The sequence below is a fragment of the uncultured Limimaricola sp. genome (genome assembly GCF_964022235.1).
Lineage (GTDB): Bacteria > Pseudomonadota > Alphaproteobacteria > Rhodobacterales > Rhodobacteraceae > Limimaricola.
Window position 1 is genome coordinate 39,703 of sequence record NZ_CAXHZL010000018.1, and the last position, 11,409, is coordinate 51,111.

Consider the following 11,409-nt stretch of genomic DNA (forward strand, 5'->3'; position numbering starts at 1 on the left):
TTGTCCCGTGCCGCTACGATCCCTTGATAGGGTCCAAGGGCGGCATATAGCCCGCCGCAGCTGAAAGAAAGAACCGATGCCCGAATTGCCCGAGGTCGAGACGGTTCGTCGCGGGCTTGCCCCGGCGATGGAGGGGGCGGTGATTGAAACCGCCCATGTGAACCGCCCCGATCTGCGCTGGCCGTTTCCCGATGGCATGGCCGCGCGGCTGACGGGACAGCGGGTTGAGCGGCTGCGCAGGCGCTCGAAATACCTCCTTGCGGACCTTTCGGGCGGCGAGACGCTGATCGTGCACCTGGGCATGTCGGGGCGGATGACGGTGTCGGGCATGAAACTGGGTCGGTTTCACCACGCGCATCCGGCCCCGGCCAAGCACGACCATGTCGTGTTCGACATGGAGGGCGGCGCGCGGGTAACCTTCAACGACGCTCGGCGCTTCGGGGCGATGGACCTCGCCCCCACCGCGACGGTCGAGGCGCATTGGCTCTTGCGCGATATCGGGCCGGAGCCCTTGGGCAACGCCTTTGATGAGGCCTATCTCGTGGAGCGGCTCAAGGGGCGGATGGTGCCGATCAAGACGGCACTTCTGGACCAACGCGTGGTGGCGGGGCTGGGCAATATCTATGTCTGCGAGGTGCTGCACCGTGCCGGTGTCGATCCGCGCCGCAAGGCCGGGCGGATCTCGGCGGCGCGGATCGCGTCGCTGGTGCCGCTCATCCGCGTGGTGCTCGAGGAGGCAATCGCTTCGGGCGGCTCCTCGCTCAAGGATTACCGGCAGGCGGATGGGGCGATGGGCTACTTCCAGCACGGGTTTCGGGTCTATGATCGCGAGGGGGCGAACTGCGCCACGCCGCATTGTGGCGGCACGGTGGAGCGAATCGTGCAGTCGGGGCGTTCCACCTTCCTGTGCGCGCGGTGCCAGAGGTGACTTGATCGCCGAGGTCGGGCGCGGCAGGTTTCGCCAAAGCAGCCGGAGACGCCCATGGCCTACAGCACCATCCTCGTCGAGACCCTCGACGACATCGCCACCATCACGCTCAACCGCCCCGAGGCGATGAACGCCATCAACTCGGTGCTGCTGCGCGAGCTGGTGGGCGCGCTTGAGGCGGCGGACGCCTCCGACAAGGTGCGCTGCATCGTGCTGACCGGCTCGGACAAGGCCTTTGCCGCGGGCGCCGACGTGGCCGAGATGGCGGATCTGGGCTTTGTCGAGATGTATCGCCGCGCGCTTTATGCAGGCGACATGGCGCGGCTCGCGCGGGTGCGCAAACCGATCATCGCGGCCGTTGCGGGCTATGCGCTGGGCGGCGGTTGTGAGCTGGCCATGGCCTGCGACTTCATCATCGCCGCCGATAGCGCCAAGTTCGGCCAGCCGGAGGTGAACCTCGGAATCATGGCGGGGATGGGCGGCAGCCAGCGGCTTACCCGCGCGGTGGGCAAGCCCAAGGCGATGGACATGCATCTCACGGGGCGTTTCATGTCGGCCGAGGAGGCCGAGCGCAGCGGTCTGGTGAGCCGGGTCGTGCCCGCGCGCCAGCTCGAACAGGAGGCCCGCGCCGCCGCCACCAAGATCGCCGAGAAGAGCCAGATGTCGGTGCTCGCCATCAAGGACGCGGTGAATCGCAGCCAAGATCTGCCGCTCGGCGAGGGGCTGGCCTATGAGCGTCGTCTGTTCGAGGCGCTGTTCTCGACCGAGGATCAGGCCGAGGGCATGGCGGCGTTCCGCGAAAAGCGCGAGCCGCAGTACCGCGACCGCTGAGACCCGAGACGCAAGGGCTGTGGAAAAGGCGGCGCGACAGGTTGACTACCAACCGAGTCGGCCTTAGAGACGCGGCTTCAGAACAGTTACCCCGCAAGTGGATTCTCGACACATGGCCAACACGCCCCAGTCCAAGAAGCGCGCTCGCCAGAACGAGCGCCGCTTCGCGATCAACAAGATGCGCCGTTCGCGCATTCGTACCTTCCTGCGCAAGGTCGAAGAGGCAATCGCCTCCGGCCAGCAGGACGCGGCTCAGACCGCCCTCCGCGAGGCTCAGCCCGAGCTGATGCGCGGCGTTACCAAAGGCGTCGTTCATAAGAACACCGCCGCTCGCAAGATCTCGCGCCTGTCGTCGCGCGTGAAGGCGCTCGCCGCCTGATATCGCCTGACAGGCGAATGAATTCAAAAGGGTGCCCCGAAAGGGGCGCCCTTTTTTTCATGCCGTTTCGCTGCCGCTGCGAAAGAATCGGCGGCCCTTGCGTCATGTCACTGTCAAGTTGGCCCCTTAGGATATCGGGGTCTGGAAATCGCCCCTGTGGCGGCTTCGCACCCCTCTCCTGCCGCGCCCTTAGGATTCAGGGGCCCGGGAATTTCCCGCCGGATTCGATTCAGCGGAGTCCGTCGTCAAGCGCGTTGTTCGGTTGATGCCCTCCGAGGCCAAGCGCTAACTTGGCCCTGCGATTCACATCGTTCCTGGGGGAACATGGGCGAGTCGGCACCACGGTGGTCCCAAGGCCAGCTGCACGGCCGAGACAATCGGAACCGCGAAACGGGTGCCAGCTCTCATGAGCGTGACGGGCGCACGGCTTTGGCCGTGCCATTCGCCGTCTCGCGCTTGTCTGCATTGCGTCTGCCATTCCGGCAGGCGTCACTGCCGTCATGTGCCAATCCCGGGCCGAACTGCGAGAGCGGTCGGCGGGCATGCCCGTCTCCGTTCGGGTCCGGAGGTTAGGTCAGTCCGGTACGGAAAAGCGTCGGCGCATGCTCGCCGGCGGCCGTATCATCTGTGCCTCGATGTGGGTCGCGAAAGCCGGGCGCGGCGGGCGCGCACGGGTGACGATGAAGGCAGGTCGGGGACAGGTCATGACGAACGAAATCTGGGCGCAGGTCAGCGAAGAGCTCAAGCAGGCGGTGGGCACCAACAACCACACCACCTGGATCGCACCGCTGCGCTTCGAGGCGCTGGTCGACGGTGTCGCGCGCTTCCACGTGCCCACCACCTTCCACGGCAACTATGTCCTGCAGAACTTCGGCGACCAGATCCTGACGCAGCTGGCCCGCGCCGGCATCACCGTGCAGCGCCTGATCTTCGCGCAGTCCGCCAATTCCGCCGCGGCCCCCCGCCCCGCGGCCGTCGCCGCCTCTGGCCACGCCTCTGGCCAGCCCGCTGCCCCGGCGCTGGCCTCCGACGACGATGACGCGACCCCTTCGGCCACGCTCGATCCGCGCTTCACCTTCGACCGCTTCGTCGTGGGCAAGCCCAACGAGATGGCCCATGCCGCCGCCCGCCGGATCGCCGAAGGCGGCAGCCTCGGCTTCAACCCGCTGTTCCTTTATGGCGGCGTGGGCTTGGGCAAGACGCATCTGATGCACGCGATCGGTCACGAGATGCGCCAGCATCAACCGCATCTGAAGGTCGTGCTCACCTCCGCCGAGCAGTTCATGTACCGCTTCATCACCGCGCTGCGCGACAAGCGCATGATGGACTTCAAGCAGCTGTTCCGCTCGGTCGACGTGCTCATGGTCGATGACATCCAGTTCCTCGGCGGCAAGGATTCCACGCAAGAGGAGTTCTTCCACACCTTCAACGCACTGATCGATGCCGGAAAGCGGATCATCATCTCTGCCGACCGCGCGCCGGGTGCCATGAAGGACGTCGAGGAGCGGATCACCTCGCGCATGGGCTCGGGCCTTGTCGTGGACCTGTTCCCGACGGATTTCGAACTGCGCGTCGGCATCCTGCAGGCCAAGGCCGATTATTACCGCGCGCAATACCCCGGCATCGTGGTCCAGCCCGGCGTCTTCGAATTCCTCGCGCATCGCATCTCCAACAACGTGCGCGTGCTCGAAGGCGCGCTGACGCGGCTTTTTGCCTTCGCCTCGCTGGTGGGCCGCGAAATCTCGCTCGAGATGACGCAGGACTGCCTTGCCGACATCCTGCGCGCCTCCGATCGCAAGATCACCGTCGAGGAGATCCAGCGCCGGGTGTCTGAGCATTACAACATCCGCCTGTCGGACATGATCGGGCCGAAGCGGGTGCGCAACTATGCCCGTCCGCGGCAAGTGGCGATGTATCTGTCCAAGAAGCTGACCTCGCGCTCGCTGCCCGAGATCGGTCGCCGCTTTGGCGGGCGCGACCACACCACCGTCATGCACGGGGTTCGCAAGATCGAAGAGCTGAAGTCCACCGACAGCCAGATCGCCGACGATCTCGAACTGCTGCGCCGCGCGCTCGAGGAATAGGCGGCGCCTTCGGGCGCGATGGACACGCCGCGCCTCCGGCGTGATGAGTAAGCCGCGCCTCCGGCGCGAGGAGTAAGCCGCGTCACCGCCGAAAATGCTTGAGGACGGGCTGAAAACAGGTAGTTTTCCAGTCCCGGCCAAGGCCTGCGACAACAGCGGAGCGATGCACATGAAATTCTCGATCGAACGCGGCGTTCTGCTCAAGGCCGTGGCACAGGCCCAGTCGGTCGTGGAGCGGCGCAACACCATCCCGATTCTCGCCAACGTGCTGATCGAGGCCGAGAACGGCCGCGTCCGCTTTCGCGCCACCGATCTCGATATCGAGGTGGTCGATCAGGCCCCGGCCACGGTCGAGGCCGAAGGCTCCACCACCGTCGCCGCGGTGCTGCTGAACGAGATCGTGCGCAAGCTGCCCGACGGGGCGCTGGTGACGCTCACCGATCAGGGCGGCAACGGGCGGCTAACTATCGAGGCGGGGCGCTCGAACTTTCAGCTCGCGACCCTGCCCAAGGAAGACTTTCCGGTCATGGCCTCCTCGGAATACGAGGCGAGCTTCACCGCGCCCGCGCCGGTGCTGCGCCGCCTGTTCGACAAGGCCAAGTTCGCGATTTCGACCGAAGAGACGCGCTACTATCTCAACGGCGTCTACATGCACGTGGCCGAGGGCGATGGCGGCCGGGTGCTGCGCTGCGTCGCGACCGACGGGCACCGGCTTGCGCGTATCGACGCCGAGCTGCCCGAAGGGGCCGAGAAGATGGCGGGCGTCATCGTGCCGCGCAAGACCGTGAACGAGCTGCGCAAGCTGCTCGACGACGACGAGGCGCTGATCGAGGTTTCGGTCAGCGAGACCAAGGTGCGGTTCGCCACGCCGTCGATCACCCTGACCTCCAAGGTCATCGACGGCACCTTCCCTGATTACAGCCGGGTGATTCCGCAAAACAACACCAAGCGTCTCGAGGTCGACGCGGCCGAGTTCGCCCGCGCGGTGGACCGGGTCGCCACCGTCAGCTCCGAGCGGAGCCGCGCGGTGAAACTGTCGCTCGAAGAGGACCGGCTGGTGCTCTCGGTCAACGCCCCCGATTCGGGTGCGGCCGAGGAGGAGCTTGCCGTGGCTTATGGCGACGAGCGGCTCGAGATCGGCTTTAATGCCAAGTACCTGCAGGAAATCGCGAATCAGGTGGATCGCGAGAACGCGGTGTTCCTGTTCAACTCCTCCGGCGATCCGACCCTGATGCGCGAGGGCGACGACACCTCGGCCGTCTATGTCGTCATGCCGATGCGCGTGTGACGCGGGCAGGATCTGAGTATTTGAAGAGCGAAGTGGGGGAGGGCCGCGCGTGAGAGCGGCCGTCACCGCGCTGGAGCTGTCGCATTTCAGGTCGCACAAGCGTGCCAAGCTCGCGCTCGACGGACGGCCCGTCGCGCTCCATGGTCCCAACGGTGCAGGCAAGACCAACCTGATCGAAGCGGTTTCGCTGCTGTCACCGGGGCGCGGCATGAGGCGCGCCGGGGCCGAGGAAATTGCGCGGCGGCCCGAGCGGCTTGGATGGGTGGTCCGGGCCGAGGTCGAAGCCGAAGGCGCGCCGCATGAGATCGAGACCCGCGCCGAGGCGGGCCAGAGCCGCACCGTGCAGATCGATGGCAAGACCACGCCGCAGGTGGCGCTGGCCCGCGTGCTGCGGGTGCTGTGGCTGGTGCCCTCGATGGACCGGCTCTGGATCGAGGCGGCCGAGGGGCGAAGGCGGTTTCTCGACCGCGCGGTGCTGAGCTTCGATCCCGGCCATGCCGAATCCGTGCTCGACTATGAAAAGGCCATGCGCGAACGCAACCGGCTCCTGAAGGACGGGGCACGCGATCCACATTGGTACGGCGCCTTGGAGAGCCGCATGGCGGCGGCGGGGGAGACGATCTCGGCCGCGCGCCGCGCCGCAATCGCGCGGCTCATGAGCGCGCAGGACGAGACCGAGACCGCCTTTCCCACAGCCGATCTGGCGCTGACCTATCCCGACGAGACGCCCGAGACGGCCGAGGCGCTGCGCGCGGCCTTCGCCGCGATGCGCAGCCGCGACATGGCGGCAGGACGCACGCTGATCGGTCCGCATCGCGCCGATCTCGACGCGCTGTGGCGCGCCAAGGGGGTGGCGGCGCGCGATGCCTCGACCGGAGAGCAGAAAGCGCTGCTCATTTCGCTCATCCTCGCCAATGCCCGCGCCCTGTCGGTCGAAGGCGGCGCGCCGCCGGTGCTTTTGCTCGACGAGGTGGCGGCGCATCTCGACACGCGCCGCCGCGCGGCGCTCTATGACGAGATCTGCGCGCTCGGGCTTCAGGCCTTCATGACCGGCACCGAGCCCGGGCTGTTCGAGGCCCTGGGTGAGCGCGCGCAACGCATCGAGGTGACCGAAACCGCCGGCATTTCGCAGATCAGGAACGAGACATGACCCCGCAGCGCGTGACCCTCATCACCCTTGGCACTGACGACATGGAGCGCGCCCGCGCTTTCTACGCCGCATTGGGCTGGACCCCGCATCCGTCGAGCCAGGACAAGGTGACCTTCTACCAGATGCACGGCGCCCTTCTGGGGCTGTTCGGGCTCGCCGATCTTGCCAAGGATCAGGGGCGGCCCGGCGCGGCGCTTGGCACCGGGGCCGTGACCCTGGCGCAGAACTTCGAGGATCGCGCGGGCGTGGATGCCGCATGGCAGGCGGCGCTCGATGCGGGCGCCACGGCGCTCAAGGCCCCCGAGGAGGTGTTCTGGGGCGGCTACTCGGGCTATTACGCCGACCCCGACGGCCATGTCTGGGAGATCGCGCACAACCCGTTCTGGCCATTGGGCGAGGACGGATCGCTGACATTGCCCACACCCGAATGACCCTCGCCGCACACGACCTCGCGCTTTATGCGGGGGCGCTCTTCGTGTTGTTCCTGACGCCCGGCCCGGTCTGGGTCGCGCTCACCGCGCGGGCGCTTTCGGGTGGGTTTCACGCGGCGTGGCCGCTGGCGCTCGGGGTGGTGGTGGGAGATGTGCTCTGGCCGCTTCTAGCGATCCTTGGCGTGAGCTGGGTTCTGTCGGTGTACGGCGGCTTTCTGGAGGCGCTGCGCTGGGTCGCGGCGGCGATGTTCGTGACCATGGGCGTGCTGCTTTGGCGGCACGCGGATGCCTCCATCGCCACCAACAGCCGCCTCACGCGGCCCGGCATGTGGGCGGGCTTTGCCGCCGGGCTCGCGGTGATCCTCGGTAATCCCAAGGCGATCCTGTTCTACATGGGAATGTTGCCCGGCTTCTTCGATCTCTCGGCGCTCACCGCCCCGGACATCGTGGCGATCTGCGCGATCTCCTTTGCAGTGCCGCTCTTCGGTAACCTCGTTCTTGCCGCCTCGATCCACCGCGCGCGGGCGCTTTTGACCTCGGCCCGGGCGCTCCGGCGGACCAATCGCGCGGCCGGGGCGATGCTGGTCGGCATAGGGCTGCTCATACCCCTGCTATGACGCAAAATATGGGGGAAAACCGTGACATCTCCCACCAGTATTCGTATATTCCGCCGGTAACGTCCCGAGGATTTCCCCCATGTCTGAACCCGCTCTGCAACCCAACGCTTATGGCGCCGATTCCATCAAGGTTCTCAAGGGCCTAGATGCGGTCCGCAAGCGTCCGGGGATGTATATCGGCGACACCGACGACGGTTCGGGCCTGCACCACATGGTCTACGAAGTCGTCGACAACGGTATCGACGAGGCGCTGGCCGGTCACGCCGACTTCGTGCAGGTGAAAATCCATGCCGACAACTCGGTCAGCGTGCGCGACAACGGTCGCGGCATCCCGACCGACATCCACCGCGAAGAAGGCGTCTCGGCCGCCGAGGTCATCATGACCCAGCTGCACGCGGGCGGCAAATTCGACCAGAACTCCTACAAGGTTTCGGGCGGTCTGCACGGCGTCGGCGTCTCGGTCGTCAACGCGCTGTCGGACTGGCTGGAGCTGCGCATCTGGCGCGACGGCAAGGAACACGTCGCCCGCTTCGAGCGCGGCGATACCGTCAAACACCTCGAGGTGGTCGGACCGACCGAGCAGACTGGTACCGAGGTCCGCTTTCTCGCCTCGACCACGACCTTCACCAATCTCGAATATGACTTCGCGACGCTGGAAAAGCGTCTGCGCGAGCTCGCCTTCCTGAACTCGGGCGTGCGGATCATCCTCGAAGACGACCGCCCCGCGCAGCCGCTGCATTCCGAACTCTTCTACGAGGGCGGCGTGCGCGAGTTCGTGAAGTATCTCGACCGCTCCAAGCACGCCGTCATGCCCGAGCCGATCTATATCACCGGCGAAAAGGACGGCATCGGCGTCGAGGTGGCGATGTGGTGGAACGACACTTACCACGAGACGGTGCTGCCCTTTACCAACAACATCCCGCAGCGCGACGGCGGCAGCCATATGGCGGGCTTTCGCGGCGCGCTGACCCGCACCATCAACGCCTATGCCCAGACCTCCGGCATCGCCAAGAAGGAAAAGGTGAACTTCACCGGCGATGACGCGCGCGAAGGCCTGACCTGTGTGCTTTCGGTCAAGGTGCCGGACCCCAAGTTCTCGTCCCAGACCAAGGACAAGCTGGTCTCGTCCGAAGTGCGCCCCGCGGTCGAGAACCTCGTGGGCGAGAAACTTGCCGAGTGGTTCGAGGAAAATCCCAACATTGCCAAGCAGATCGTCGGCAAGATCGTCGAGGCGGCGCTGGCGCGCGAAGCCGCGCGCAAGGCGCGCGAGTTGACCCGCCGCAAGACCGCGATGGACGTGAACTTCCTCGCCGGCAAGCTCAAGGATTGCTCCGAGAAGGATCCCTCAAAGACCGAAGTCTTCCTCGTCGAGGGCGACTCGGCTGGCGGTTCGGCGCAGACGGGCCGCGACCGGGGCACGCAGGCGATCCTGCCGCTCAAGGGCAAGATCCTCAACGTCGAGCGGGCCCGTTTCGACCGTATGCTGGGCAGCCAGGAGATCGGCAACCTCGTGATGGCGCTTGGCACCGGGATCGGGCGCGACGAGTTCGACATCAAGAAGCTGCGCTACCACAAGATCGTCATCATGACCGACGCCGACGTCGACGGCGCGCATATCCGCACGCTGCTGCTGACGTTCTTCTTCCGGCAGATGCCCGAGCTGATCGAGGCGGGGCATCTCTATATTGCGCAGCCGCCGCTCTACAAAGTCGCACGTGGCAAGTCCGAGGTCTATCTCAAGGATCAGGCGGCGATGGACGACTACCTGATCCGGCAGGGCACCGAGGGCACTTCGCTGCGTCTCGGCACCGGTGAGGAGTTGACGGGCAACGACTTGCGCCGCGTCGTCGACGAAGCGCGGCAATTGAAGCGCGTGCTCGACGCCTTCCCGACGCATTACCCGCGCCACATCCTCGAACAGGCCGCGATCTCGGGCGCCTTCGTGCCCGGTGCGGTGGATGCTGACCTGCAAGGCGTCGCCGACAAGGTGGCCAAGCGGCTCGACCTGATCGCGCTCGAATACGAGCGCGGCTGGCACGGTCGCATCACCCAGGATCACGGCATCCGCCTCGCGCGCATCCTGCGCGGTGTCGAAGAGGTCCGCACCCTCGACGGGCCGATGCTGCGCTCTGGCGAGGCCCGCAAGACCGGCAGCTTCACCAAGTCGCTGCAGGAGGTCTATGACCAGCCCGCGACGCTGCTGCGCAAGGATCGGACCCAGCTGATCCACGGTCCGCTCGATCTGCTTGCCGCAATCCTTGAGGAGGGCCAGCGCGGCCTGACGCTACAGCGCTACAAGGGCTTGGGCGAGATGAACCCCGATCAGCTGTGGGAAACCACGCTGGACCCGGAGGCGCGCACGCTCCTGCAGGTGCGGATCGAGGATTCGCTCGAGGCCGACGATCTGTTCACCAAGCTGATGGGCGACGTGGTCGAGCCACGGCGCGAGTTCATCCAGCAGAACGCGCTCAACGTCGAGCATCTCGACTTCTGAGCTGTTGTAGGGTTGCGCAAAGCGTTGCGTTCTAACCAAAACTTTGCGCAGTTACCCCAAAATAATGCGTGACGGGAAACTTCCGCCACGCACCCCTCTACCCCGAAAAATCTGAGTCGAAAAAAGATCTATTTCCCGACCCCATAGCCGCTCACTTGATAGGCTATGCTGCGAACTCGCGAGCAGTACCGGCCCACTTCCCGCAGCTTCTGACACTAAGCTCAAAGCGCTTCATACAACTGCGATGCCGCTGGTGTGCTGCCTATATAGTGAGATGATCTACTCTACCGTATGCAGGCGGCGAGATGACCTAATATTCTCAGCCAACAGTTTTTGTTATCAGATCTTTTGTTCGAGCGTCTTTGAAGTACCGGTTCGATGAAAAGTTGGCGTCTTCAGTCTGAGCACTGTCGTACAAATCAGATATCAAGCTGATAGCTTCATCCGCCTTATCTTTAGCAAGATCGAAGTCCCACATATCAATATGATCGAGGTTGCAAATCTGTCGAATAGCAAACAGCGCGTGGAAGGCACCGTCAATCATTGACATCTCTCCAGCCTCGAGGGGAGAGTTCTCCTTAATCTTTTTCCGGATATTTCCTTTCTTTCAGCAATAAGTTGAGCCAACCTAAATGAGGTGAGAAGCTTATTCGCAGTCAGATCCTCTGCAAATACGGTGTCGTAAAGATCCCCGAACACCCGGCCCCGATCCTTCTTCGCCGTTTCTGGAAGCCCAACGCCGAACGCAAGGTATGCTTGGCCTGCGGCCAACGCGTCAACACGGTTGGATGACGGTTTGTCGGAATGCTGTCCGCTTTTTCGCTCATAGTAGAATCCGAGGTCTGCTAAGGCTTCCTCGAGCTGCCTTTGCTGACGATCATTCGAGCGCAGATCGCGAACATTGATAGGTGTTTGACTATTCGTCGTCTCGGCGATTGACATCTTAACGTCTTCTGAAGTCGTCTCAATGATCCTGACAAGAAGAATGACGTCCTCTATTTTTTCTCTGCTTTCTTTTGCGGCTTCGAAAAGACAGTTTGATGTCTGCCCTCCATTCACGATTTGGACGTTTGTGAGCTTGATCTTAGGGGATCTTCGCGATGGCCCATGCTCTACTTTGTCACATGTCATTGTGATGCCATTGTTCTGATAGGCGCTGTTGCACATATCGGTGAAGGGAATTCACTGAGCGTGTTCTGACCGGTAG

11 protein-coding genes are annotated in these 11,409 nt (G+C 64.4%); 9 read left to right on the forward strand and 2 right to left on the reverse strand.

The genetic code is table 11. From position 1 onward, the window contains the following. The first annotated feature begins 76 nt into the window (after window positions 1-76). From mutM to gyrB, 9 genes are all read left to right on the forward strand, one after another. A complete protein-coding gene (mutM, locus tag AADJ02_RS17560; RefSeq protein ID WP_341214300.1) occupies window positions 77-928 on the forward strand; it encodes a bifunctional DNA-formamidopyrimidine glycosylase/DNA-(apurinic or apyrimidinic site) lyase in 852 nt (283 codons plus the stop codon). Window positions 929-982: 54 nt separating this feature from the next. Beyond that, window positions 983-1,759, forward strand: coding sequence for an enoyl-CoA hydratase-related protein (locus tag AADJ02_RS17565; RefSeq protein ID WP_341214301.1), 777 nt, complete (start codon window positions 983-985; stop codon window positions 1,757-1,759). Between the two features lie 112 nt (window positions 1,760-1,871). After that, window positions 1,872-2,138, forward strand: a complete 267-nt coding sequence (rpsT, locus tag AADJ02_RS17570; RefSeq protein ID WP_341214302.1) for a 30S ribosomal protein S20 — start codon at window positions 1,872-1,874, stop codon at window positions 2,136-2,138. A 704-nt stretch (window positions 2,139-2,842) separates the two neighbouring features. After that, on the forward strand, window positions 2,843-4,222 hold the full coding sequence (gene dnaA, locus AADJ02_RS17575) for a chromosomal replication initiator protein DnaA (RefSeq protein WP_341214303.1): 1,380 nt from the start codon (window positions 2,843-2,845) through the stop codon (window positions 4,220-4,222). A 169-nt stretch (window positions 4,223-4,391) separates the two neighbouring features. Further along, complete coding sequence (gene dnaN, locus AADJ02_RS17580; protein ID WP_341214304.1) at window positions 4,392-5,510, forward strand: DNA polymerase III subunit beta; 1,119 nt, start codon at window positions 4,392-4,394, stop codon at window positions 5,508-5,510. 49 nt (window positions 5,511-5,559) lie between these two features. Beyond that, complete coding sequence (gene recF, locus AADJ02_RS17585; RefSeq protein WP_341214305.1) at window positions 5,560-6,660, forward strand: DNA replication/repair protein RecF; 1,101 nt, start codon at window positions 5,560-5,562, stop codon at window positions 6,658-6,660. Beyond that, entirely contained in the window at window positions 6,657-7,091 is a 435-nt protein-coding gene (locus AADJ02_RS17590) for a VOC family protein (RefSeq protein ID WP_341214306.1), read from the forward strand. The genes recF and AADJ02_RS17590 overlap by 4 nt, the downstream gene beginning before the upstream one ends. After that, the gene (locus AADJ02_RS17595; protein ID WP_341214307.1) at window positions 7,088-7,708 is read left to right on the forward strand and encodes a LysE family translocator; all 621 of its coding nucleotides are present in this window, start codon (window positions 7,088-7,090) and stop codon (window positions 7,706-7,708) included. Before AADJ02_RS17590 ends, AADJ02_RS17595 begins: the two co-directional genes overlap by 4 nt. A 79-nt stretch (window positions 7,709-7,787) precedes the next feature. After that, the gene (gyrB, locus tag AADJ02_RS17600; RefSeq protein ID WP_341214308.1) at window positions 7,788-10,202 is read left to right on the forward strand and encodes a DNA topoisomerase (ATP-hydrolyzing) subunit B; all 2,415 of its coding nucleotides are present in this window, start codon (window positions 7,788-7,790) and stop codon (window positions 10,200-10,202) included. Between the two features lie 319 nt (window positions 10,203-10,521). Here the strand turns inward: gyrB and AADJ02_RS17605 are convergent, their stop codons facing one another. Continuing rightward, the gene (locus AADJ02_RS17605; protein WP_341214309.1) at window positions 10,522-10,746 is read right to left on the reverse strand and encodes a hypothetical protein; all 225 of its coding nucleotides are present in this window, start codon (window positions 10,744-10,746) and stop codon (window positions 10,522-10,524) included. After that, a complete protein-coding gene (locus AADJ02_RS17610) occupies window positions 10,743-11,369 on the reverse strand; it encodes an AIPR family protein (RefSeq protein ID WP_341214310.1) in 627 nt (208 codons plus the stop codon). The genes AADJ02_RS17605 and AADJ02_RS17610 overlap by 4 nt, the downstream gene beginning before the upstream one ends. Window positions 11,370-11,409 lie beyond the last annotated feature (40 nt).